At 70.4% G+C, this 24,840-nt stretch carries 20 protein-coding genes; 11 read left to right on the plus strand and 9 right to left on the minus strand.

All coding sequences use genetic code 11. From position 1 onward, the window contains the following. On the plus strand, nucleotides 1-854 hold an 854-nt coding region (locus AC1DY2_RS01890; RefSeq protein WP_476760861.1), incomplete at its 5' end, for a DEAD/DEAH box helicase. 135 nt (nucleotides 855-989) lie between these two features. Here AC1DY2_RS01890 and AC1DY2_RS01895 read toward each other — a convergent pair. The 4 genes from AC1DY2_RS01895 to AC1DY2_RS01910 form a co-directional block, all read right to left on the minus strand. Then, nucleotides 990-2,339 (minus strand): MFS transporter, encoded by a 1,350-nt coding sequence (locus AC1DY2_RS01895; RefSeq protein WP_476760862.1) that lies wholly within the window; start codon nucleotides 2,337-2,339, stop codon nucleotides 990-992. A gap of 202 nt (nucleotides 2,340-2,541) precedes the next feature. After that, the gene (locus AC1DY2_RS01900; RefSeq protein WP_476760878.1) at nucleotides 2,542-4,608 is read right to left on the minus strand and encodes an ABC transporter ATP-binding protein; all 2,067 of its coding nucleotides are present in this window, start codon (nucleotides 4,606-4,608) and stop codon (nucleotides 2,542-2,544) included. Between the two features lie 65 nt (nucleotides 4,609-4,673). Continuing rightward, nucleotides 4,674-6,407, minus strand: a complete 1,734-nt coding sequence (locus AC1DY2_RS01905; protein WP_476760863.1) for an ABC transporter ATP-binding protein — start codon at nucleotides 6,405-6,407, stop codon at nucleotides 4,674-4,676. 230 nt (nucleotides 6,408-6,637) lie between these two features. Then, on the minus strand, nucleotides 6,638-7,375 hold the full coding sequence (locus AC1DY2_RS01910) for a DUF998 domain-containing protein (protein ID WP_476760864.1): 738 nt from the start codon (nucleotides 7,373-7,375) through the stop codon (nucleotides 6,638-6,640). 58 nt (nucleotides 7,376-7,433) lie between these two features. Between AC1DY2_RS01910 and AC1DY2_RS01915 the strand changes: the two genes are divergently transcribed. Then, entirely contained in the window at nucleotides 7,434-8,090 is a 657-nt protein-coding gene (locus tag AC1DY2_RS01915; protein WP_476760865.1) for a TetR/AcrR family transcriptional regulator, read from the plus strand. A gap of 10 nt (nucleotides 8,091-8,100) precedes the next feature. Here the strand turns inward: AC1DY2_RS01915 and AC1DY2_RS01920 are convergent, their stop codons facing one another. Together AC1DY2_RS01920 and AC1DY2_RS01925 are read right to left on the minus strand one after the other, a co-directional pair. Beyond that, the gene (locus AC1DY2_RS01920) at nucleotides 8,101-9,924 is read right to left on the minus strand and encodes a glycoside hydrolase family 2 TIM barrel-domain containing protein (protein WP_476760866.1); all 1,824 of its coding nucleotides are present in this window, start codon (nucleotides 9,922-9,924) and stop codon (nucleotides 8,101-8,103) included. An 87-nt stretch (nucleotides 9,925-10,011) separates the two neighbouring features. Then, a complete protein-coding gene (locus AC1DY2_RS01925) occupies nucleotides 10,012-11,022 on the minus strand; it encodes a LacI family DNA-binding transcriptional regulator (RefSeq protein WP_476760867.1) in 1,011 nt (336 codons plus the stop codon). A gap of 181 nt (nucleotides 11,023-11,203) precedes the next feature. Here AC1DY2_RS01925 and AC1DY2_RS01930 point away from each other — a divergent pair, with 181 nt between their 5' ends. From AC1DY2_RS01930 to AC1DY2_RS01950, 5 genes are all read left to right on the plus strand, one after another. Further along, nucleotides 11,204-12,511, plus strand: a complete 1,308-nt coding sequence (locus AC1DY2_RS01930; protein ID WP_476760868.1) for an ABC transporter substrate-binding protein — start codon at nucleotides 11,204-11,206, stop codon at nucleotides 12,509-12,511. 2 nt (nucleotides 12,512-12,513) lie between these two features. Beyond that, entirely contained in the window at nucleotides 12,514-13,536 is a 1,023-nt protein-coding gene (locus tag AC1DY2_RS01935; protein ID WP_476760869.1) for a carbohydrate ABC transporter permease, read from the plus strand. After that, nucleotides 13,533-14,435, plus strand: a complete 903-nt coding sequence (locus AC1DY2_RS01940; RefSeq protein ID WP_476760870.1) for a carbohydrate ABC transporter permease — start codon at nucleotides 13,533-13,535, stop codon at nucleotides 14,433-14,435. Before AC1DY2_RS01935 ends, AC1DY2_RS01940 begins: the two co-directional genes overlap by 4 nt. Continuing rightward, entirely contained in the window at nucleotides 14,432-15,436 is a 1,005-nt protein-coding gene (locus AC1DY2_RS01945) for a glycoside hydrolase family 43 protein (RefSeq protein WP_476760871.1), read from the plus strand. The genes AC1DY2_RS01940 and AC1DY2_RS01945 overlap by 4 nt, the downstream gene beginning before the upstream one ends. A 76-nt stretch (nucleotides 15,437-15,512) precedes the next feature. Next, nucleotides 15,513-17,171, plus strand: coding sequence for an acyl-CoA dehydrogenase family protein (locus AC1DY2_RS01950; protein WP_476760872.1), 1,659 nt, complete (start codon nucleotides 15,513-15,515; stop codon nucleotides 17,169-17,171). Nucleotides 17,172-17,422: 251 nt separating this feature from the next. On the opposite strand, the gene AC1DY2_RS01955 is transcribed toward AC1DY2_RS01950, so the two are convergent. From AC1DY2_RS01955 to AC1DY2_RS01965, 3 genes are read right to left on the minus strand one after another with little or no spacing between them, the layout of a single operon-like run. Then, nucleotides 17,423-17,878 (minus strand): NUDIX hydrolase, encoded by a 456-nt coding sequence (locus AC1DY2_RS01955; RefSeq protein WP_476760873.1) that lies wholly within the window; start codon nucleotides 17,876-17,878, stop codon nucleotides 17,423-17,425. A gap of 34 nt (nucleotides 17,879-17,912) precedes the next feature. Further along, nucleotides 17,913-19,190: a glutaminase A gene (glsA, locus tag AC1DY2_RS01960; RefSeq protein ID WP_476760874.1), complete on the minus strand. Its 1,278-nt coding sequence runs from the start codon at nucleotides 19,188-19,190 to the stop codon at nucleotides 17,913-17,915. A 16-nt stretch (nucleotides 19,191-19,206) separates the two neighbouring features. Then, entirely contained in the window at nucleotides 19,207-20,226 is a 1,020-nt protein-coding gene (locus AC1DY2_RS01965; protein ID WP_476760875.1) for a BadF/BadG/BcrA/BcrD ATPase family protein, read from the minus strand. A 163-nt stretch (nucleotides 20,227-20,389) separates the two neighbouring features. Here AC1DY2_RS01965 and AC1DY2_RS01970 point away from each other — a divergent pair, with 163 nt between their 5' ends. The 4 genes from AC1DY2_RS01970 to AC1DY2_RS01985 form a co-directional block, all read left to right on the plus strand. Then, nucleotides 20,390-21,685 (plus strand): sugar ABC transporter substrate-binding protein, encoded by a 1,296-nt coding sequence (locus AC1DY2_RS01970; RefSeq protein WP_476760876.1) that lies wholly within the window; start codon nucleotides 20,390-20,392, stop codon nucleotides 21,683-21,685. A 73-nt stretch (nucleotides 21,686-21,758) separates the two neighbouring features. Continuing rightward, complete coding sequence (locus AC1DY2_RS01975) at nucleotides 21,759-22,661, plus strand: carbohydrate ABC transporter permease (RefSeq protein ID WP_235934459.1); 903 nt, start codon at nucleotides 21,759-21,761, stop codon at nucleotides 22,659-22,661. Nucleotides 22,662-22,666: 5 nt separating this feature from the next. Continuing rightward, entirely contained in the window at nucleotides 22,667-23,578 is a 912-nt protein-coding gene (locus AC1DY2_RS01980) for a carbohydrate ABC transporter permease (RefSeq protein WP_476760879.1), read from the plus strand. Further along, nucleotides 23,575-24,840, plus strand: a 1,266-nt coding sequence (locus tag AC1DY2_RS01985; protein WP_476760877.1) for a glycoside hydrolase family 3 N-terminal domain-containing protein, incomplete at its 3' end; no start/stop codon positions are given. The genes AC1DY2_RS01980 and AC1DY2_RS01985, both read left to right, overlap by 4 nt.

Here is a 24,840-nt window from a genome sequence, read left to right on the forward strand (position 1 = left end):
GGCCGATCGAGCAGGACGGCAACGCCGAGCGGCGCGAGCGCCTGCGGCGACGCATCCGGCCGCTCATCCTGCGGCGAACGAAGGAGGTGGTGGCCCCCGAGCTGCCGCCCAAGCAGGAGCAGGTGCTCACGGTCGAGCTCGCGCCGCGCCACCGCCGCCTCTACGACACGGTGCTCCAGCGCGAACGGCAGAAGCTCCTCGGCCTCATCGACGACCTCGATCGCCAGCGATTCATCGTGTACCGCTCGCTCACCCTGCTGCGCCTGCTCGCCCTCGACGCCACGCTCGTCGACGAGGAGCGGTATGCGGGCTATCCGTCGGCCAAGCTCGACGCCCTCTTCGAGCAGCTCGACGACGTGCTCGCCGAGGGCCACCGCGCGCTGGTGTTCAGCCAGTTCACCTCGTTCCTCGGCCGAGCGGCGAGCCGGCTGGACGCCGCGGGCGTGCCCTATGCCTACCTCGACGGGTCGACGCCGGTGCGCCGCCGCGACGCCGAGATCGCGCGCTTCCGTGCCGGCGAGGCATCCGTGTTCCTGATCAGCCTGAAGGCCGGCGGGTTCGGCCTGAACCTCACCGAGGCCGACTACGTGTTCCTGCTCGACCCGTGGTGGAACCCCGCGAGCGAGGCGCAGGCCGTCGACCGCGCGCACCGAATCGGGCAGGCGAAGCAGGTCATGGTCTACCGGCTCGTGGCACAGGACACGATCGAGGAGAAGGTGATGGCGCTGAAGGCCCGCAAGGGCGAGCTCGTGGCATCGATCCTCGACGCGGGCGCCGAGGGCACGGATGCAGCGTCGCTCGACGGTGCCGACACGATCAGCGCCGACGACCTGCGCGGGCTGCTCGACGACTGAGGCCCGTGGGCGGCTGGCTTCCGCTCTTCCTGACCGAATGCTGAGCTTCACTCGAAAACGGTCTGCTACGCTCACTGGGACGCTTGACCCACACCCGAAGGGTCGCGTCAGGCCCGATCCGGGCCGCCGCATACCCTACGACGTCGCGCCTCGGTGGCAGAGCCCCGAGGGACGCGTGCGCGGTTCGTCGAGGCCGATGTGCACGCGCGTGCGCTTGCGTTCCCACACGATGAATGCGGAGCCGAGCGCCCAGAGCGGCACCTGCGTGAGGAACGCGATGCGGAACGCCTCCAGGCTGTAGGTGTCGGGAGAGCCCGCGCCCTGCGCGTCCATCGCGATGCCGATGAAGAGGATGGCGAGCAGCGCCGCGAGGAACCCGCCGACGTTCACGATGCCCGTGGCCGTGCTGAGCCGATGACTCGGGTTGAAGGTTCGGGCGTGGTCGAAGCCGATCATCGACGCCGGGCCACCGGTGCTTAACGCGAACGCGAGCAGGAAGAGCAGCCAGATGGGCGCCGGGCCCGGCCACGCGATCACGACCAGCCAGACCAGCGCCTGGATGCCGATGACGGGGAGCACCAGCATCCGTGACCGCCGCATCGGATGCCGGCTCGAGAGCGCCCCGATCACCGGACCGGCGACCATGCCGAAGATCACGTACACGCTGAAGATCAGCGAGGCCATGGCGGGGGAGAGCCCCTCGCCGACCGTCAGGAACGGGAAGCCCCACAGCAGGATGAACGCCGTGCCCGAGAACGGCGTCGTGAAGTGCGACCAGAACGCCAGGCGGGTCGCCGGGTGCGCCCACGACTCGCGGAAGCCCTCGCGCAGGTCGGCCGACGACGTCACCGCGTGGATGGCGCCGGTGGCGGTGTCCACCGAGACATCCGCGTCGCGATCGGGAGGTCGGTTGCGGATGACCGCGAAGGTGAGCACCGTGAACAGGGCGCCGAGGCCGGCGAGGCTGCCGAACGCGACGCTCCACGAGGAGGCGTGCAGGATCGCGGCCATCGGCAGGATGGCGAGGAGCTGCCCGGTCTGACCCACGATGCCGGTCATCTGCACGAGGAACGGCGCCTGCCGCTCGGGGAACCACACGGCGACCACGCGGAGCACGCTCGGGAAGACGGCGGCGTCGCCGGCGCCCACGAGCATGCGCGCGAAGATCGCGGTGCCCACGTCGGGCGCGAACGCCATCACGAGCTGGCCGATCGCCATCAGGAACATGCCCGCGGTGATGATCGGTCTCGCCCCGAACCGGTCGAGCAGCAGGCCCACTGGGATCTGCATGGCCCCGTAGACGGCGAGCTGCACCACCGCGAAGAGGGACAGCACTGAGGCATCCGCGTCGAAGCGCACCGCCGCGTCGACGCCGACCGCCGACAGCGACGTGCGGTTCGTGACCGAGACCACGTAGGCCGCCACGCCGACACCCCACACCAGCCACAGGCGCCAGGCGCGCACGGGAGGGATGGCAGTCGTCACGAGACCTTCAGGGAGAAACGGATGACGGCGGCCTCGGGTGCGAGCCGCCGCCGTTCCAGCCTAACCGGCCCGCTCGACCCGACGTCGTTTCGTGCCCGGCCTCCGGTGCCCGGAACGCGAACGAGCGGATGCCCCGTGATGGGACATCCGCTCGTTCAGGCGTTCTCGCGACGCCGGGGCGCCGCGCTCGGCCTCGCCGTCGCTAGAGGTCGGCCCCCTCGGCGGCGGCGTCGACCTTGGCCTCGTACCCGGCCTCGAACGCGGCGCCGGCGGGTGCCGCCTCGGGCTGCACGAGGGCGCCCTCCGCGTCGAGGTCGGTGGCGGCCTGCTCGAACTGCGAGTTGTACAGGCGCCAGTACGCGCCCTGCCGCTTGATCAGCTCGTCGTGGCTGCCCTGCTCGACGATGTCACCGTGCTCCATCACGAGGATGAGGTCGGCGTCGCGGATCGTCGAGAGGCGGTGCGCGATCACGAACGACGTGCGTCCCTCGCGGAGCGCCGCCATCGCGTGCTGCAGCAGCAGCTCGGTGCGGGTGTCGACCGAGGAGGTCGCCTCGTCGAGGATCAGCACCGACGGCTGCGCCACGAACGCACGGGCGATCGTGATGAGCTGCTTCTCGCCGGCCGAGACGTTCGACGCGTCCTCGTCGAGCACGGTCTCGTACCCGTCGGGCAGCGAGTGCACGAACCGGTCGACGTACGTCGCCCGGGCCGCCTCGAGGATCTCCTCGTCGGTCGCCGACTCGCGCCCGTAGCGGATGTTCTCGCGGATCGAGCCCGCGAACAGCCACGGGTCCTGCAGCACCATGCCGGTGCGTGCGCGCACGTCGTGCCGGGTGAGGTCGGCGATGTCCTGGCCGTCGAGGAGGATGCGGCCCCCGTCGAGCTCGTAGAACCGCATGATCAGGTTCACGAGCGTCGTCTTGCCCGCACCGGTCGGACCGACAATGGCGACGGTCTGGCCGGGCTCGACCCGGAACGACAGGTCGCGGATCAGCGGGCGCTCGGGCGTGTACGAGAACGACACGTGCTGGAACTCGATCGTGCCGTCGCCCTCGACCGGAGCAGGCGCATCGGCCGCGTCGGCCTCCTGCTCGTCGGCGTCGAGCAGCTCGAACACACGCTCGGCCGAGGCCGTGCCCGACTGCACCACGGCGGCCATGCCGCCGAGCTGCGAGAGGGGCTGCGTGAACTGCTGCGAGTACTGGATGAACGCCTGCACGTCGCCGAGCCGCAGCTGGCCGCTCGCGACCATGAGTCCGCCGAGCACCGCGATCCCCACGTAGGTGAGGTTCCCGATGAACATCATGGCGGGCATGATGATGCCCGAGAGGAACTGCGCCTTGAACGCGGCCTCGTAGAGCTCCTCGTTCTCAGCCCGGAAGCTCTGGCTCGAGTCGTACTCGCGGCCGAACACCTTCACGAGCGCGTGACCCGAGAAGGACTCCTCCACCCGCGCGTTGAGGCGGCCGACCTTCTTCCACTGCACGCCGAACGCGGCCTGCGACTTCGGGCCGATGACGCCGAAGATCACGCCCATGAGCGGCAGCGAGACCAGGGTGACGAGCGCGAGCTGCCACGAGATCGAGAACATCATGATCACGACGCCGACCACGGTGAGCACGCTCGTGAGGGCGCTCGAGAGCGACTGCTGCATCGTCTGCGTGATGTTGTCGATGTCGTTCGTGACGCGCGAGATGAGCTCGCCGCGCTGCACCCGGTCGAAGTAGCTGAGGGGCAGGCGGTGCACCTTCGCCTCGACGTCTTCGCGCAGGCGGAACATGGCCCGCACCATGATGACGTTGATCACGTAGCCCTGCACCCACGACAGCACCGATGCGGCGATGTAGAGCATCAGCACCATGATGACGACCTGGCTCAGGGCGACGAAGTCGATGCCCTCGCCCGGGGTCAGGGTGCCCGCCGCCTCGACGATGTTCGCGAGGTCCTCCTGGCCTGCGGCACGCAGGCCGGCGACCGCCTGTTCCTGCGTGACGCCCGCGGGCAGCTGCAGGGAGATGACGCCCTCGAAGATGAGGTTCGTCGCCTCGGCGAGCACCTTCGGCGCGATGACCGTGAGCACGACGCCGATGGCGCCGAGCAGCGAGGCGAACGCGAACGACCACTTCCACGGGTTGAGGAGCCCGAGCATGCGGCGGAAGCTGGCGCCGAAGTCCTGCGCCTTTCCGGGCGCGACGCTGTCCCACGATCCGGAGTTGCGGCGCGCCTCCTCGGCGAGCTCGTGTTCGATGCGCTCCTCTTCGGTCATCTCCTGGGGTTCCGCCTGCCGTGCCCGTCCGCGGGCGCGGCCGTTCGTCTTGTTCGTGTCGGCGCTCATGCCGTTGCCTCCACTCCGAGCTGGGATTCGACGATCTCGCGGTACGTCGTCGACGTCTGCAGGAGTTCGTCGTGCGTGCCGATGCCGACCATGCCGCCGTCGTCGAGCACGACGATGCGGTCGGCGTCGGTGATGGTCGAGACGCGCTGCGCCACGACGATCTTGGTGACCTGCGGCAGCTCCCGCCACAACGCCTGGCGCAACCTGGCATCGGTGGTCAGGTCGAGCGCCGAGAACGAGTCGTCGAATACGAGGATGTCGGGGTTGTGCACGATCGCCCGGGCGATGGCGAGCCGCTGGCGCTGGCCGCCCGACACGTTGGTGCCGCCCTGTGCGATGCGACCGTTCAGGCCGCCCTCCATCTCGGCTACGAAGTCGCGGCCCTGGGCGATCTCGAGCGCGTGCCAGAGCTCGGCGTCGGTTGCCTCCTCGCGGCCGAAGCGCAGGTTGGAGGCCACGGTGCCGGCGAAGAGGAACGGGCGCTGCGGCACGAGCCCGATCGTCTTCCACAGCTGGTCGAGGTCGGCCTCGCGCACGTCGACGCCGTTGACCCGGATGGAGCCGCCCGTCGCATCGAACAGTCGCGGGATGAGCGAGATGAGCGTCGTCTTGCCGGCGCCGGTGGAGCCGACGATCGCGACGGTCTCGCCGGGCTCGGCGCGGAACGTGATGCCGTGGAGCACCGGGGACTCGGCGCCGGGGTAGGCGAACTCCGCATCGAGGAACTCGACCGCTCCGACCTCGGGGAAGACGGCGACGGGGTTCTCGGCGCGGGTGAGCGTGGACTCGCTCGCGAGGACCTCGCTGATGCGCTCGGCCGACACGGCCGCGCGGGGGATCATGATCGTCGTGAAGGCCGCCATGAGCACGCCGCCGAGGATCAGGCCGATGTACTGCATGAAGGCGAACAGCGTGCCGATCTGCACGTCGCCGTCGTTGACCTCGATGGCGCCGAACCAGATCACCCCGATGATCGTCACGTTGATCACGAGCATGAAGAAGGGGAACAGCGTGATGAACAGGGTGCCGACGCGACGTCCGACGTCCATGATGTCGGTGTTGGCGCCGCGGAACCGCTCCTCCTCGATCGGTTCGCGCACGAAGGCGCGCACCACGCGGATGCCGGTGAGCTGCTCCCGGAGGATCCGGTTCACGGCGTCGAGCTTCACCTGGAAGCTGCGGAACAGCGGCACCATGCGGCTGATCACGATGATCGCGACGACGAGGATCGTGAGGACCGACGCCCCGATGAGCCAGCTGAGGCCGACGTCCTGCGAGAGCGCCATGATGATGCCGCCCACGGCGAGCAGCGGCGCGCTGATGAGCATGGTCGCGCCCATCATCGCGAGCATCTGCACCTGCTGCACGTCGTTGGTGTTGCGGGTGATGAGCGAACCCGGCCCGAACTGCGACACCTCGCGCTCGGAGAACGCGCTCACCTTGTCGAAGACGTCGTTGCGGATGTCGCGGCCCGCGCGCATCGCGGCCTTCGCGGCGAAGTACGTGGCGATGATGGCCGCGATGATCTGCCCGAGCGAGATGGCGAGCATGAACATGCCCGTCGACCAGATGTAGTCCGTGTCGCCCTTGGAGACGCCGTTGTTGATGATGTCGGCGTTGAGGCTCGGCAGGTAGAGGCTCGCGAGCGCAGACATGAACTGGAACACCAGCACGCCGAGCAGTAACCACTTGTAGGGCTTCAGGTACCGGATGAGGAGTTTTCCGAGCATGGTTCTCCGAATGGAAGAGGTGAAGGCGGGAGACGAAGGAGGGACCCGCCGGCGGCGATCTCGAACCCCCGCTCGATATCGCACCCGCTAGTCTGCATCGAACCCCTACCCTCCGACATCATCCGCTCGGCTGATATCGCTGAGAGCGCAATCACGCGGGGCGCGACGGGCGGCGATGCGACGGCGGATGCCCCGGCGATGCGCCGGCGCATCCGCCGCCCGAGCGGTCGTCAGCGGTCGGGTCGCGGCGCCATCCGGTACGCGGTGAGCGAGGCGAACACGAGCCACGCGAAGCCCGCGATCACCGCGAGCCAGAGCAGTCCGACACCGGCGGGCACCATGGCGAGCGCCGCGCCGCCGAGGAACCCCAGCACGACGACCGCCGCGGCGACGAACGAGATCGTCGCTGCTCCGCCGCGCCCCTCGCTGCGGAACCACGTGCCGATGACGACCGCCGCGGCGGCGAGGCTGAGGAACCCGATGGCGCCCGCCGCGAGGTGGAGGAGTCCGCTCGGCGACGCGGTCGTGGCATCCGTTCCCCCCGGTGGGAACCCGCCCGTGGGGTCGGGCGGGAAGATCGCCGCGGCCAACAGGCTGACGCCGTACAGGCCGAGGAGCACGGCCGCCCACGTGCCGCGACGGCCGGGCAGCAGCCGGGCGAACCCCACCGCCGCGGCGAGCACCATGAGGCCGGTGAGCACGAGGTTGGCCGCCTGGATCCAGCCGAGCGGGCCCAGCAGCAGCAGGCTGAGCGCGTGCCGCGACAGGTCGAAACCCGGCACGAGCAGCGCCTGCGCGAGCCCGACGACGAGGTAGAACGGACCTGCCACGACGCCCCAGCCCAGCAGGGACTTCGTGACGGCGCGGCCCCGGTCGAACGTGGGGGCCGATGAGGGGGCGGGAGTCGTCGCGGACATCGTGCGCACCTTCCTGATCAGTGTCGTGTCGAGGGCGTGTATTGCCCTCATGGGTGTAGTATTGCACCGAGCGATGCAAAAGTAAACGCACGAGTGCAGAAGAGGACCGATGAGCGCGCAGCCGATGGCCGACCGGACCGACTACGAGGACCCGCGGATCACGCGTTCACGTGCGCTGATCATGGATGCGGCCGCCCGGGTGTTCCTCGAGCGCGGATATCCCGGCACCAGCGTCGACGACATCGCCGCCGAGGCGGGCGTCTCGAAGCGCACCGTGTACAACGTCTTCGACGACAAGGAGCAGCTCTTCCGTGCGATCATCGGCCGCGCCATCGAGACGGCCGAGCGATTCTCGTTCGACTTCGCGTCGACGACGGCTGACGCCGACGACGTGGAGGCAGCGCTCATTGCGCTCGCACGCGAGCTCGCGGCATTCGTGCTGGGTGGCCGCGTGGTGCCGCTGCGGCGCCTGCTCATCGGCGAGGCGTCCCGTTTCCCCGAATTCGCGGCCGAGTACTACGAGCGCGCGCCGGGCCGCGTCATGACCGCCATCGCCGACGCAATGCGGAGACTCGGCGAACGCGGACTGCTGCGCATCGACGACGCGGAGCTCGCCGCCGAGCACTTCGCGTTCCTCGCGATCGGGCCGTCGCTCGACCGTGCACTCTTCGACGTCGCGGGTGACACGGATGCCGCGACGGCGACGCACGCGGTCGAACGCGCCGAGCGCGGCGCCGCCATGTTCCTCCGCGCCTACGCGGCCTGAGCGGCGGGGCTCAGGCGTCGGCCCGGCCGGTGACGATCGCGCGGAGCGTCTCGACGGGCAGCTTCGGGACCCGGTGTTCGTCCACGAGCCCGTTGGCCTCCTGCCGGGTGTCCGTGAGCTGCGTGTAGCAGAACCCGGCGAGCACGGGTGAGGCGTGCAGCGCCGAGACGAGCTCCGACAGGTGCTCCTCGAACTCGGTGGCCGAGCCCGAGACCGAGTAGCCCCAGGTCTCGATGTCGGAGTCGGGCGCAAACGTGATGCCGCCGAACTCGGTGACCATGACGGGCTTGCCGGCGGTGCCCGCGGGGAGGGCGACCAGGCGGCGTCCGGCCGGGCCGACGCCGTCGCGCATCGCCTCGATGGACGCGGCATCCGCGTAGCTCGTGCGCAGCGCCGAGCCGGTCGTCGCGTAGTCGTGGATGGTGAGCAGGTCGGACTCGGCGTGCTCCCAGCCGTCGTTCGAGACGGCGAGCCGGGTCGGGTCGAGCGCCTTGGTGAGGTGGAAGAGCGCCTGCACGTAGTGCAGCTGGCCGGCGTCGTGCGACACGTGCTGCACGCCCCAGCTCTCGTTCACGGGCACCCACGTCACGATCGACGGATGCGCCGCGTCACGCGCGATCACGTCCATCCACTCCCGAACGGTGCGCTCGATCGCACGCGGCGAGAACTCGAAGGCGCTTCCGATCTCGCCCCACACGAGGAGGCCGAGGCGGTCGGTCCAGAAGAGGAGGCGGGGATCCTCGACCTTCTCGTGCAGGCGCACGGCGTTGAAGCCCAGGTCCTTGATGAGCTGCACCTCGGCGCGCAGGGCGTCGGCGCTCGGCGCGGCGAGGTGCGTCTCGGGCCAGTAGCCCTGTTCGAGCACCGAGCGGAGGAAGTAGGGGCGATCGTTCAGCAGGAAGCGGCCGCCGTGCTCGTCGACGCTGCGCAGCCCGAGGTACGAGGCGACGTCGTCGATCACCGTGCCGGCCTCGTCGACGAGCCGGAGCCGCGCGTCGAGCAGCGTCGGGTGCTCGGGCGACCAGAGCAACTGCTCGTAGCCCTGCCCGTTCGCCTGCCGGGGCAGCGCGACCACGACGCGGTGCTCGGGCTCCGTCAGGCGCGTGCGGAGGGTGCCGAGCTCCTCGCCGTCGTGCTCGATCTCCACCTCGAGCCACAGCGGCCTCGTCGGCCGGGCTTCGAGGCGGAGCTGCAGCGCCACGTCGGCACCAGGGATGTCAGGGATCCAGTTCACCCGCGTCACGCGGTCGGATGCCACGGCCTCCAGCCACACCGGCTGCCAGATGCCCGTCGTGCGGTGGTACCAGATCACATGGGGCTCCTCGAGCCAGTCCTGCTTGCCGCGCGGCTGCGAGACGTCGTGGGGGTCGTCCTCGACCCGCACGACGAGCGCGATCGTGCCGTCGAACAGATCCTCGGGCAGCTCGAACGAGAAGGGCGTCTGGCCGCCCTCGTGGGAGCCGAGCAGGTGTCCGTTCGCCCATACCGAGGCGCGGAAGTCGACCGCGCCGAAGTGCAGCACGACGCGCGGTGCGTCGTCGCCGAGGCCGGCGGCGCGCAGCTGCTCGGGCTCGATCATCCGCCGGTACCACGCCACGCGGTGGAAGGCCGAGTCGCCGATGCCCGACGCAGGGGACTCGGGCGGGAAGGGCACCACGATGCGGTCGGAGAGCGGTGTCTCGCCGAGGTGCCAGCCGGACCCGAGCCCGGCGTCGGCGTCGTCGAACGCGAATTCCCACTCGCCGCCGAGGTCGCACCAGGATCGGCGCATCAGCTGGGGCCGCGGGTAGCTGCCGTCCTGTCGGGAGGCCCGCATCATCGAGGAATCACGCATGCATCGAATCATGACGCATCCTTACAGCGCTGTAAAGTCGCGCGGTCGGCTTGACGGCGCGAGCGGTGCGGTGGCGAGGCGCGATGATCAGGCGCGTGGTGCGCTGGCGCGCACCGAGATGCCGTGCGGCACGACGATGTGGCGACCGGGTCCGTGGTGTCCGTGCATGCGTTCGTGCAGCAGCTCGAACGCCCGGGTCGCGAGCGCCCGCTTGTCGGGGGCGACGGAGGTCAGCGTGGGAGTCGTGTAACCCGTGATCGCGCTGTCGTCCCAGCCGACGACCGCCACGTCGCCGGGCACGGAGATCCCGCGGCGGCGCAGTGCGGTGAGTGCCCCCGCGGCGAACCGGTCGTCCCGGGACAGGATGGCGTCGAAGCGGAGCCCCCGGTCCAGTGCCGATTCGACCGCCGCCTCCGCGTCGTGGGTGTCGAATCCGCGCGCCTGCAGCACCAGCTCGGGATCCAGCCGGACGCCGGCCCCCACCAGCGCCTCCTGGTAGCCGAGCAGGCGCCGGCGATTCGTCATGGTGATGTCCCCGTCGACCAGGCCGAGGAACGCGACGCGTCGACGCCCGAGATCCAGCAGGTGCCGCACGCCGTCGAAGGCGGCGGCGACGTTGTCGATCATCACGTGATCCGTCGTGACCGGGGCGTCGATCTCGCCGAGCAGGACGACGGGAAGGTCGTCGCGCAGGCGGGCGAGGTCGAGCGTGGCCATGCGCGTGGGCTGGAAGATCACGCCGTCGACCAGCCCGGCCTCCCGGTCCTCCAGCACCGCCTTCTCGGCCTTGGCATCGCTCAGCGTCTGCTCGATGATCACCCGATAGCCGCGCTCCAGCGCGATCTCGGCGAGGTGGCTCGCCATCTCGCCGAAGTACGGGTGGTCGATCTCGGGCATCGCGAGGGCGATCATGCCCGTGCGCCCGGTGGCGAGGCGACGGGCCGTGAGGTTGGGCCGATAGCCCAGCTCGTCGATCGCGGCCTGCACGCGCGCCCGCATGTCGGGCTGCACGTGGGCGTACCCGTTGACGACGTTCGACACCGTCTTCATCGACACCTGCGCGCGCTCGGCGACGTCGATGAGCCTCACCCGTGCCATCGCCACTCCTCACGTCGAGTTGAGTCTAGGTGCGCCCGAGCGCGCGTCGGTGAAACGCCGTCGCGAAAAATCAACCCACTCGACAGATCACTTTACAGCGCTGTACATTGTCCGAGGCCGTCAGTTTCGACGGCAGGTCCGCGCGAAGGCGCGACACCGTTTTCAACGAGGAGGACGACCGGTGGGCAAGAGGCTGAGGTTCACGAGGTTCATGCAGGGGGCGGCGATCGCCGCCGTCGGCGCGCTGGCGCTGGCCGGCTGCAGCGGCCAGGGCGGCGCGCAGAGCGCCGGAGGCGAGTTCACGGGCGAGTACGACGGCCCAGAGGTCACCCTGCAGTACTGGAATGGATTCACGGGCGGTGACGGCCCGTTCATGGAGCAGATGGTCGACCAGTTCATGGCCGAGCACGACAACATCAAGATCGAGTCCACGACGCAGGAGTGGAGCGACTTCTACCAGAAGCTGCCCGCGGCCGTGACGGCGGGCGAAGGCCCCGACGTCGGCGTGATGCACCTCGACCAGCTGGCGACGATGGCGGCACGCAACGTCATCGTGCCCGTCGACGACCTCGCCGAGGAGCTCGACCTGAGCGGCGACGACTTCAGCAAGGAGGTCTGGGACGCCGGTGTCTACAACGACGCCCGCTACGGCATCCCGCTCGACGTGCACTCACTCGCGATGTACTACAACACCGAGCACTTCGCGGCCGCGGGCATCACYGAGCCGCCGACCGACGAGGCCTCGTTCCAGGAGGCACTCGACAAGCTGAAGGCCGCCGGTTACGAGACGCCGTTCTGGATGCCGGCCCTCTGGCCCGCGCACCTCATGGAGCTGTCCCTGATCTGGCAGGCCGGCGGCGAGCCGTACTCCGAGGACGGCAGCGAGGCGACCTTCGACTCCGAGGAGGGCGTCGACGGCCTCACCTGGATGCGCTCGATGGTCGACGAGGGCTACAGCCCGGCGGATGTCGCGGCCGACGCCCAGTACGTCGCCTTCAAGAACGGCGAGACGTCCATCACCTGGGACGGCATCTGGCAGATCAACGACCTGAAGGAGTCGGGCATCCCGTTCGCGGCGGCACCCGTGCCCGCCATCGGCGGCGACCCGGCCGTGTGGGCGAACTCGCACAACTTCTTCCTGCCTCGCCAGGCCAGCCCCGATGACGACAAGGTCAATGCGGCCAAGGTGTTCATCGCGTGGATGAGCGAGAACTCGGGCGAGTGGGCCGGCGCGGGCATGATCCCGGCTCGCGAGTCCGTGCGCTCGTCGGTCATCGGCGGCACCGTGCAGGAGCCGATCGCCGAGCAGATCGACAACATGCGCTTCCTCCCCGCGGTTCCCGGCCTCGGCCCGGTGCAGGCGGAGACCCTCGAGGTGGCGGTCGCCGACGGCGTCCTCGGCAAGGCGAGCCCCAAAGAGGCGCTGAAGCGCGAGGCGGATCGCGCCACCAAGCTCATGCAGGAGAACCTCGAGAAGTTCGGCGGCTGAACATGAGCACCCAGACGCGCGTGGGCGCCTTCGCAACGGAGGCGCCCACCGCGGCATCCGATGGGGCGGCCGCCCGGCGCGCCGGGGTGTCGCCCACCCGCCAGAAGCCCTTCACGCCCTGGCTCTTCCTGCTGCCCTACCTGCTGCTGTTCACGGTCTTCGTGATCGTKCCGTCGGTGTTCGGCATCTGGATCAGCCTGCACGAGTGGGACTACACGCTGCCGAACAAGCCGTTCGTCGGCGGCGAGAACTACGTCGAGCTCTTCGATCCGAACTCGGTCAACTCCGGCTCGTTCTGGACCTCGATGCGCGCGACCGCGATCTTCACGGTCTTCAGCGTGCCGCTGCTGCTCGTGCTGCCGCTCTTCGTCGCGCTGCTGATGAACAAGTCGTTCCCGGGGCGCAACTTCTTCCGCGCCGTCTACTTCGCGCCGTACGTGCTCGGCGTCGCGGTGGTCGGCCTGATGTGGCGCTACCTGCTCGACAACAACATCGGCCTGGTCAACTACTACCTGGGCCTGTTCGGCCTACCCGACGACACGGCGTGGACGACGTCGGTCCCGGCCGCGTGGGTCGCGCTCGTCGGCGTCACCGTGTGGTGGACCCTCGGGTTCAACTCGGTGATCTACCTCGCCGCGCTGCAGGACATCCCGGCCGAGCTGTACGAGGCGGCATCCGTCGACGGGGCGAACTCGTGGCAGAAGTTCCGCAACGTCACGCTGCCCGGGCTCCGGCCGATCCTCACGTTCGTGACGATCAACACGCTGATCGCCTCGGCGAACATGTTCGGACAGTCGTACATCATCACCCAGGGCGCCCCAGGGCGGGAGACCCGCACGGCCATCTACCAGATCGCCGAGACGGGCCTTCGGAACTTCCAGATGGGTGACGCCGCGGCCATGAGCTACGTGCTGACGTTCTTCCTCATGGTGGTCAGCGTCATCGTCTTCTGGCTGTTCCGTGAGAAGAAGGAGAAGCCGATGCCCCAGGAGCCGTCGGCCGCGCGCGAAGGAGCACTGCGATGACCGCCATCGAGCGCGTGGCCACGCCGGCCGCCGTGACCGCCGTCGAACGGCAGGGCGAGGCGCGCACGGGACGCACCCCCGTGTGGGCCATCGTGCTGCGCTACGTACTGCTCGGCGTGCTCGCGCTGCTCTACATCAGCCCGATCATCTTCATGCTGGTGACGTCGTTCAAGACCAGGGCGGATGCCGCGGGCATCCCGCCGACCTGGATCCCGAACCCGTTCACGACCCAGGCGTACGAGACGATCCTCACGGCGAGCGGCACCCCGGTGCTGATCTGGTTCTCGAACAGCCTCATCGCGGCGGTGCTGCACTCGGCGCTGGTCGTCGTGACCGCCTCGCTCGCGGCCTACCCGCTGGCGCGGATGAGGTTCCGCGGGCGCGGGGTGGTGTTCGGCGTGGTCATCGCCACGCTGCTCATCCCGCCGGTCATCCTGATCATCCCGAACTACCTCATCGTCGGGAACCTGGGCTGGCTGAACTCGCTCGTCGCGATCATCATCCCGACCGCGGCATCCGCGTTCGGCGTGTTCTTCATGCGGCAGTTCTTCCTGAGCCTGCCGGCGGAGCTCGAGGAGGCGGCGCTCATCGACGGCGCGAATCGGTGGAGCATCTTCCTTCGCATCATCCTGCCGCTGTCGAAGCCGGCCATGGCGACGCTCGCCCTGCTGGCGTTCCTCACCAACTGGAACGACTTCCTCTGGCCGGTGTACGTGCTGTTCAGCGCCGACGTGCAGACGCTGCCGGCCGGCCTCGGCACCCTGCAGTCGGCGAACGCCGTGCGGTACGACCTGCTCATGGCGGGCGCCGTCATCGCGAGCGTCCCGGTGCTGCTGCTGTTCGTGTTCCTGCAGCGGTTCATCATCGAGGGCGTCTCCCGCCAGGGACTCAAGGGATGACGCCGAGCCTCCGACGCGTCGCGGCGGCCGGCCTCGCGCTGGCCGCCGCAGCGGCGCTGGCCTCGTGCTCGGCGGGTGGCGGCGATGGTGCGACGGATGCCGCGTCCGGCGGCGCGGCATCCGATTCGCCGTTCGCCCCGGTGATCGACGAGGACTTCCCCGATCCCGACGTGCTCGCGACCGACGACGGCTACTTCCTCTACGCGACGAACGACTCCATGCGGAACGTGCAGGTCGCCCGCTCGGCCGACCTCGTCGAGTGGGAGGTGCTCGACGACGACGCCCTGCCCGAGCTGCCCGACTGGATCATCCCCGGCAAGACGTGGGCGCCCGAGGTGACCGAGCTCGCACCCCGACAGTTCGTGATGTACACGACGACGACGAACTTCTCGCCGTCCCGCCAGTGCATAGCGGTCGCGACGGCGGAGTCGGCGACCGGGCCGTTCACCGTCCAGGGCGACGGCATGCTGGTCTGCCCCGACGAGGAGGGTGGTGCCATCGACGCGTCGACCTTTCGCGACGACGACGGCAGCCTGCACCTCGTGTGGAAGAACGACGGCAACTGCTGCGGCCTCGACACGTGGCTGCAGACCGCGCCCCTCAGCGCCGACGGCCTGAGCCTCACCGGCCCGCCGGTACGGCTGCTGAAGCAGGACCTCGAGTGGGAGGGCGACCTCGTCGAGGCCCCGACCCTCGTGAAGCGCGACGGCGTCTATCACCTCTTCTACTCGGCCAACTCCTACGGCGACGAGACCTACGCCGTCGGCCACGCGACCGCGCCGGCGCTCGCCGGGCCGTGGACCAAGGACCCCGAGCCGTTCTTCTCCACTGACTCGACCGACGGCGCGCTCATCGGCCCAGGCGGACAGGACATCGTGACGGATGCCGCGGGCGACGACGTGTTCGTGTTCCACGCCTGGGACCCCGACTTCCTCGCGCGCAAGGTCTACACGCTGCCGCTCGCATGGGACGAGGGAACGCCCCGCGTCGTCGTGCCCTGACCCTCGGGCGCCTGCTCGCACGTGTGCTCGCACGGCGCCTGATCCGGGGGGCCAGAATGGGATCCGGAGGTCGACGATGATCACGCATGAGGGGTCGAACCAGGTGCCGGCCCGCGAGGGCGTCGACGAGTATGCGGAGAATGCGCCGCTCGTCGAGGCGGTGGCGCGCTGGGGCAGGAGGGCCGCCGAGGGCGGCGCGGCCGCGGCATCCACATTGCACGATGTCGGCCGGCACGTCGGCACGGCCGCCTTCCAGCACGACGCGGAGCGGGCGAACACGCACCCGCCGGTGCTGCACACGCACGACCGGTGGGGCCGGCGCATCGACGAGGTCGAGTACGACGACGCCTACCACCGCATCATGGCGGCCGCGGTGGGCGCCGGTGCGCATACGTCGGCGTGGGCCGATCCGGGTCCGGGCGCGAACGTGGACCGCGCCGCGGCGTTCTTCCTCTTCGCGCAGGTCGAGCCCGGGCACGCCTGCCCGGTGTCGATGACGCACGCGGCCGTGCCGACGCTCGAGCTCGCGGCATCCGGACTTCGCGATCACTGGATGCCGCGGCTGCTGCGCCGCGAGTACGAGCCGGAGCTCGGCGGCGCCGGCAAGTCCCCCGCGCTCGTGGGCATGGCGATGACGGAGAAGCAGGGCGGGTCCGACGTGCGCGCGAACACGACGCGCGCGGATCCGACGGGCGTCGACGACGCGTGGGGACGCGAGTTCCGCCTCACCGGGCACAAGTGGTTCTGCAGTGCGCCGATGAGCGACGCGTTCCTCGTGCTCGCGCAGGCGCCCGGCGGCCTCAGCTGCTTCTTCCTGCCGCGCGTGCTGCCCGACGGGTCGCGCAACGTGTTCCGCATCCAGCGCCTGAAGGACAAGCTCGGCAACCGCTCGAACGCCTCCAGCGAGATCGAGCTCGACGGCACGACCGCATGGCTCGTCGGCGAGGAGGGCCGCGGCGTCGCCGCCATCGTGCAGATGGTCACGCGCACCCGGCTCGACTGCGTGATCGGCACGGCGGCGGGCATGCGCCAGTCCGTCGCCGAGGCGGCCTGGCACGTGCGTCATCGCGCGGCGTTCGGCTCGCTGCTCATCGACCAGCCCGCCATGGCGGCGGTCGTCGCCGACCTCGCGCTCGAGTCCGAGGCCGCGACGGTCACGGCCATGCGACTGGCGCGCGCCTACGACGACGACGCCGACGACGGCGAGCAGGCGTTCCGTCGCCTCGCGACCGCGGTGTCGAAGTACTGGATCTGCAAGCGCGGCCCCGGGCATGCCGCCGAGGCGCTCGAGTGTCTGGGTGGCAACGGCTACACCGAGGCGTTCCCGCTCGCCCGCCGCTACCGGGAGCAGCCGCTGCTCGCCATCTGGGAGGGATCGGGCAACGTCATCGCGCTCGACGTGCTGCGGGTGCTCGCCCGCGAGCCCGAGGCGTTCGACGCGTTCTTCGCCGTGGTCGCCGACGCGACCGGCGTGCACGCGGCGCTCGACCTCGAGATCGCCGAGGCGCAGGCCGTGGTGCTCGAGGTGTCGGCGGATGCCGCGGGCGCGGCCGCCCGGGCCCGGGAACTCACCGAGCGCCTCGCCCTGGTGCTGCAGGCGTCGCTGCTCGTGCAGCACGCGCCCGCGGCCGTGTCCGACGCCTTCGTGCGCACCCGCATCGAGGGCGATGGCGGACTCCTCTACGGCGCGCTGCCGCCGGGCGTCGACACCGCGGCGATCCTCGCTCGCGCCTGAACGCCGGCGCGCGGCATCCCATCCTCCGCCCGTTGCGCTTCGCGCGCGAGCCTTCCTTTCCCGATGTCGGTGCCGAAGTGCCGAAGTGCCGGAGTGCCGAAGTGCCGGAGATGCGCCGCGGAGCGAGCGGTGCCGTCTCCGGACCCCGCGCCGGGCGCCGCGCACGTACGTCTTCACTCTCGGATCTCGGTACCGAAGTACCGAAGTACCGGAACTTCGCGAAGGGAATGATGCTTGGGTGCGCGGGGGTCTCAGCCCACGCGGCGCACCAGGGCGTCGACCGCCGGCCGCTGCCCCTTCACGAGCCGCTCGCGTGCCTCGTCGGGGGTGAACCAGCCCGCGGCGTCGAGCTCGGGGAACGACTGGCGGCGACCCGAGCGCGGCGGCCACTCGATCTCGAACAGGTTGCTGCGCACGTCGGTGGCATCGAAGTCGGACTCCCCGATGAACACGGTCACGAGTTTGCCCGACGCGTAGCGGAACCCGCCGAGCTCCTCGTACGCCACCTCGGGCGCGGGCCGCCCGACCTCCTCGGTGAACTCGCGGAGCGCCGCGGCGAGCGGTTCCTCGTCGGTGTAGGTGCCTTTCGGGATGGACCACGCCGAGGCGTCCTTGCCACGCCAGAACGGACCGCCCATGTGCCCGATGAACAGCTCGAGCCCGGGCTGTCGTCGGTAGAGCAGGATGCCCGCGCTGGTCTCGGCCATGACGACACGCTACCCGGCGGGTGCGACGTGACCGTCAGGCGTCGCCGACGAGCACGTCCTCGGGGTCGAGCACCCTCACCCGTGGCCGACCGTCGTGGCCGACACCGGCGATGTCGGGCAGCCCGCGGAACATCGCTGCGGCCGCGCTGCCGACGCGCGTGACGTTGGAGAAGTCGAGCACGAGGCATCCGCGGTCGCCGACGAGCGGAGCGAGCCGGGTCAGCACCTCCTCGGCGCCGGCGAAGAACACCTCGCCGCGCAGCCGCGCGATGGTGTCGCCGCCGCCGCGCCCGCTCTCGTCGACCTGATCGTCGCGCTCGAGCTGGGCGATCGGGGAGTGCGGCGCGCCGCGGTGCTGCAACATGTGCAGCCCGTACCGCTCCGACAGGGTGCGCAGCATGACGATGCCGCGCACGCTGTTGCCGCGCGCGTCGAGCCGCGGGCTGAACGTGCCGATGCCGAACTCCTCGGGCTGCATCGCCACGATGCCGCCGCCCACGCCGCTCTTCGCGGGCAGTCCCACGTGCACGAGCCAGTCGCCCGACGCGTCGTACATGCCGCAGCTCGTCATGACCGAGGTGGTCCAGCGGGCGACGTCCTCGCCGATGACGCGCTCGCCGCTGATCGGGTTGCGGCCGCCGTTCGCGAGCGTCGCCGCCATGATGGCGAGGTCGCGCGCGTTCACCGACACGGAGCACTGCCGGAAGTAGGCGCCCGTCGCCACCTCGGCCGTCGAGCCGAGCGTGCCGGCCGACTGGGTGAGGTAGGCGAGGGCGCGGTTGCGGTCGCCGGTGGCGTGCTCGGACTCGAAGACCGACTCGTCGAGGTCGAGTTCCCGGGCCGCGAAGGCGTTGAGGCCGGCGTGGATGACCGCGAACTTCTCCTCGGCCGTGTCACCGGCGATGAGCGAGCTCATCACGATCGCGCCCGCGTTGATGAGCGGGTTCAGCGGGCGTCCGGTCGCGGGTTCGAGGCTGATCGCGTTGAACGGCTCACCGCTCGGTTCGACGCCCACGTGGCGGATCACCTCGGCGAGCCCCAATCGTTCGAGGGCGATCGCGAAGACGAACGGCTTCGACACCGACTGGATGGTGAACGTCGTCTCGCTGTCGCCCGACTCGTGCACGCTGCCGCGGACGCTCGCGAGCGCGGCGCCCAACGCCTCGGGGTCGGCCCTGGTGAGCTCGGGGATGTACGACGCGAGTGCGCCGTCGGTGTGCGGTCTCGCCACGTCGAGCACCGAGTCCAGCGCGGCGCGGATCGGGTCGCGGAGGTCTGGGATGGTGGGCTCGTACGGTTCCTCGTCGGCCATGGCGCCAGCCTATGCCTCAGCGCGGCTGCGAGGTCCAGATGAACGGCGGATGCTGCGCCGGCGCGTCGCCCGACGCGACCAGCCGTGCGAGCCGAACCGCGCCGTCGAGCGGGGTGCCGCCCGACACCACGAGCTCGGCGTGCGGGGCCAGCCGCGCGAACTCGTGCTCGAACGCCGCGGTGAAGGCGCCGCCGGCGCCGAACACCCCACCGGTGCCCGCGGCGAGTGCCGGCACTCCGGGGTCGAGGGCCGCGGCCAGCGTCGCCCCGACTTCGGCACCCGCGCGGGTCATGATGTCGAGCGAGACAGGGTCACCGGATGCCGCGAGCCCTCCCACGTCCGCCGCGAACCCGGCGAGCAGCCCCGCGCGGTCCGGGCGGGTCAGGAGCTGCGCGGGCCAGCTCGGCGCGGCACCGAATCGCTCGACGGCCGCCCAGAGCAGTGCCGCGGCATCCGTCGTCACGCCATCGTGCGTGCGGATGGCGGCCTTGAGCGCCTCGATGCCGATCCACGCGCCCGAGCCGCGGTCGTCGTAGAGGTGTCCCCAGCCGCCGACGCGCTTCCAGTGGTCGGCGAGGTCGGTGCCGATCGCGATCGCGCCGGTGCCGACGGCGATGACCGCGCCGCCGCGTCCGCCGAGCGCGCCGAGGTGCGCGGTGACGGCGTCGATCGCGAGCGCGACGGGGGCGCCCGCAGTCGCGTCCGAGATCCGCGCGGCCGCGGTATCTGGCGATCCGACGAGGGAGGCGAGGCCGGTGGCGCCGACCCCGACGCCGGCGATCGCGGCATCCGGCCACCGATGCCGCACGTCGCCGATCAGCGCGACGACGACGTCGGACACGCTCGAACCGCCCTTGCCGACGGTGACTCGCCCGCCCTCGAGTCGGCGCGCCGAAGCCTCGCCGGACGACTCGACGGTCGCCCCCGACGGTGCGAGGACCGCCCGGGAACCGGTGCCGCCCACGTCGATGCCGAGCACCCACGGGCCGCCGGGCCGTTCGTCACTCTCCCAGCCGGCCGATGCGACACTCTTCACGGCCCGAGCCTAGGGGAGCAGCGAGGAGCCGGAATCGAAGATCGCGACATGATCACGATTTCGGAAACTTCTTGCAAACATTGCATGACTCACGAATACTACTTCCAGAGTCACATTCCCGGGCGCGGGTCAGCGCCACAGAGATTTCAATGAGGAGGCATCTATGAAGAAGCGCTTGCTGCCCGTCGCCGTGCTCGTCACGGCCGCGTTCGGGCTCACCGCCTGTGCGGGCGGATCGACCGGCGGCGACGACAAGGGAGACGTCAGCGCCAAGGGGGAGACCCTCGACGTCTGGATCATGGAGGGCACCAACCCCGACTCCGACGCGTTCTTCGACGAGGTCGGCGACGCGTTCACCAAGGAGACCGGCGCGAAGCTCAACGTGGAGTTCGTGCAGTGGGCCGACGCCCACGACCGCTTCGTCACCTCCATCGCCGGCGGCACCACCCCCGACGTCGCCGAGACCGGCACCACCTGGACGGCCGAGTTCGCCGACGCCGGCGCGCTCGCGCCCATCGGCGACTACGTCGACGACGAGGACCTCGGCGACGACCTCGTCGAGGGCCTGGTGACCTCGGGCACCTACGACGACGAGCTCTACGGCATGCCCTGGTACGCCGGCGTGCGCTCGCTCGTCTACCGCTCCGACATCTTCGAGGAGCTCGGCCTCGAGGCCCCGACGAGCTGGGACGAGATCGTCTCCGCCGGCGAGGCGATCAAGGCCGCGCACCCCGAGATGATGGCGTTCGCCGTTCCCGGTGACGCCGAGTTCGGCGTGTACCCCTGGGTCTGGGGTGCGGGCGGCGAGGTCGCGACGAAGGACGGCGACGAGTGGGTATCCGGCCTCGACAGCTCCGAGTCGCAGGAGGGCATCCAGTTCTACACCGACCTGGCGCTGAAGCACGGCTTCTCGTCGGCCGGCGCCACCACGTGGAAGGAGACCGACGTCCTCGACAACTTCGCGCAGGGCAACGTCGCCATGGCCCTCATGGGCTCGTGGACCCCGGCCGCGATCGTGGAGAAGAACGCCGAGCTCGAGGGCAAGTTCGCTGCCACCCCCATCCCCGGCAAGGACGGCGGCATCGCCCCGTCGGTGCTCGGTGGCTCCCACCTGTCGATGTTCAACACGGCCGACAACCCCGACCTGGCGTGGGAGTTCATCAAGCTCATGACCACGGGTGACTTCGCCGCGCAGTGGGGCGAGCAGTCGGGCTACTTCCCCGGCCAGCAGTCGCTGCTCACCGAGACGATGAGCTCCGACGACCCGCTCGTCGCACCGTTCGCCACGCAGCTCGTCGACGGCGGCGGCACCGTGCCGGTGACGCCGAAGTTCGGCGCAGTGCAGGCGAAGAAGACGACGAACACCGCCATCCAGGCGATCCTCTCCGGGCAGAAGACGGTCGAGCAGGCCACGTCCGACGCCGCAGCGGAGATGAACGAGATCATGAACGGCAACTGAGTCCGTGACCTCGACGATCCAGGTTCCGACGCCCGCGCGGGGGGCTGAATCCCCCCGCGCGGGCGGCGGCCCCGTGCAGCGCAGGAGCCCGCTGACGCGCCTGCGGCCGTGGCTGCTCCTCGGCCCGGCACTGGCCGTGCTCGCCGTGYTGCTGCTGTGGCCGCTCGTGCGCGTGTTCCTGTTCTCGCTGCAGGACTACGGCCTGCGCGAGATCGTGTCGGGCGAGCCGAACTGGATCGGCCTCGCCAACTACGGCGAGATCTTCACCGACCCCACCCTGTGGACGGTCGTGCTCCCCAACACCGTCGGGTTCGCGGTGCTCGCCGTGGCGTGCACCGTCGCGCTCGGCACGGGCGTCGCGGTGCTCATGGCCTCGCTGGGCCCGCTCTGGCGCACCGTCGTCGGCAGCGCCATCATGATCGCCTGGGCGATGCCCGCGGTCACCGGCACGTACGTCTGGATCTGGATCTTCGACGCCGACCGCGGCATCTTCAACGAGACCCTCCAGGCGTTGGGGCTCCAGGACGAGCCGGTCAACTGGTTCACCAACCGCTACACGTTCTACGCCATCGTGCTGCTCAACGTCGTGCACCACGGCTTCCCGTTCGTGGCGATCACCATTCTCGCGGGCCTCCTCGGGGTGCCGAAGGAGATGCTCGAGGCCGCCGAGATGGACGGCGCAGGCGCCTGGCGCCGCTTCTGGCGCATCATCGTGCCGAACCTCAAGCAGGTCTTCGCGGTCGTGATCATCCTCTCGACGATCTGGGACTTCAAGGTCTTCGCGCAGGTCTACCTCATGCCCGGCGGGTCGGGCTCCAACCGCGAGGCGCTGAACCTCGGCGTCTGGTCGTACGTGGAGTCGTTCGGCCAGAACCGCTACGGCTTCGGCTCGGCCATCGCCGTGCTCCTGACCCTGGTGCTGCTCGGCATCACCGTCGTCTACGTGCGCACCATGCTGAAGGAGGACGAGCTGTGAGCACCATGACGCCCGCCCCGGTGACCACGCCCGCGGCATCCGGAGCCACCGGTGACACCTCCCGTGATGCGATCCCGCGCACGCGCCGCACCGCGCGCAAGACCCGTTCGGCCGCGATCAAGGCCGTGCTCGTCGTGCTGCTGCTCGGCTTCACGCTCTTCCCGGCGTTCTGGATGCTCTCGAGCGCCTTCGACAAGTCGGCCGGGGCCGGCGGCCAGACGCTGCTGCCCCGCGAGTGGACGCTCGCGAACTTCGAGTACGTGCTCACCGAGGGCGGCTTCGACGTCTTCCTCCGCAACTCGGCGATCGTCGCCCTCGTCACGGTGCTCGCGAGCGCCGTGCTCGCCCTCCTCGCCTCGGTCGCCGTGGCCCGGTTCCGCTTCCGGTTCCGCACCGGGATGCTGCTCATGATCCTCGTCGTGCAGATGGTGCCGCTCGAGGCGCTCGTCATCCCGCTCTTCGTGCAGGTGCGCGACCTGCAGCTGCTCAACACGCTGCTCGGCCTGATGGTCGTGTACGTCGCGCTCTCGCTGCCGTTCGGCATCTGGATGCTGCGCGGCTTCGTCGCGGCCGTGCCGATCGAGCTCGAGGAGGCCGCCTACATCGACGGCGCGAGCTGGGGCCGGATGTTCCGGTCGGTGCTGCTCCCGCTCGTGATGCCCGGCCTCGTGGCCACGAGCGTCTTCTCGTTCATCACCGCCTGGAACGAGTTCATCTTCGCGATGACCCTCCTCGGCGGCGCGACCGAGAACTACACGGTCGCGATCGGCCTGAAGCAGTTCTTCGGCGAGCACTCCAACGAGTGGGGCTACATCATGGCCGCGTCGACGATCATCACCATCCCGGTCATGATCTTCTTCGTCATCGTGCAGCGCCGCCTCTCGAGCGGCCTCGTGGCGGGTGCGGTCAAGGGATGACCGCGGCTCAGGATCCGGCGCTCCGGGCGCTCGTCGGCGGGGTGCTCTGGCCGGGCTTCCTCGGCCGCGCCGTGCCCCCGTGGCTTCGGGCCGAGCTCGGCGACGGGGGACTCGCGGGGGTCGTGCTCTTCTCGCACAACCTCGGTGACGAGGCCGAGCGGGCCGGCCTCGCAGCCGAGCTCCGCGACATCCGCCCGGGCCTCGTCGTCGGCATCGACGAGGAGGGCGGCAACGTCACCCGGCTCGAGGCGGCCACGGGTTCCTCCCTGCCCGGTGCTGCGCAGCTCGGCTTCGTCGACGACACGGATGCCACGACCGCCGTGGGCGTCGCACTGGCCGAGCGCTCGCTTGCGGCCGGCGCGAACGTGGTGCTCGCTCCCGTCGCCGACGTGAACACCGACCCGCGCAACCCGGTCATCGGCGTGCGCGCGTTCGGCGACGAGCCCGAGGTCGTCTCGCGGCACGTCGCGGCGGCCGTGCGCGGCATCCAGTCGGCGGGCGCCGCGGCGTGCGTGAAGCACTTCCCGGGCCACGGCGACACGCATGTCGACTCCCACCACGCGCTGCCGACCCTGACGATCGGCCCCGACGAGATCGAGCGGATGCACCTGCCGCCGTTCCGCGCGGCGATCGACGCCGGGGTGACCGCCGTGATGACCGGGCATCTCGTGGTGCCCGAGTGGGGCGACGCGCCCGCGACGCTGAACCCGGCGATCCTGGGGCGCCTGCGCGCCATGGGCTTCGASGGCGTCATCGTCACCGACGCSCTCGACATGGCGGCGGTGCGCGCCACCGTCGGCGCAGGGCCGGGCGCCGTGCTGGCCCTCCTCGCCGGGGCCGACCTGCTCTGCATCGGCAACCCGCGCAACCCGGGCGCCGATGCCGCGCCCGACCAGGACGAACGCGACTTCCGCGAGGTGCAGCACGCCATCCTCGCGGCGCTCGACGACGGCAGCCTGCCCGTCGCCGTGCTCGAGGCCGCCGCGGCGCGCGTGCGCGCGCTCGGCGACTCGCTCGCCGGTGGGGGATTCACCGGCGAGCAGGGCGGCCCTGGTGTCGAGGCCGCAGCGGAAGGGGGGCGGATGTCGTGGGACACGGCATCCGTCGCCCGCGCCGCGCTCTCGGTCGACGGTGAGGTTCCCGCCTCGACCGGCCCCCGCACCGTGCTCGACGTGCGTGGACGGTCGACCATCGCCGTGGACGGCGACGCCGACTACGTCGCCGACGTGCTCGCCGGGGGAGGTCGCGTCATCCGCGTCGCG

It is taken from the genome of Agromyces sp. P1_H4 (genome assembly GCF_056405255.1).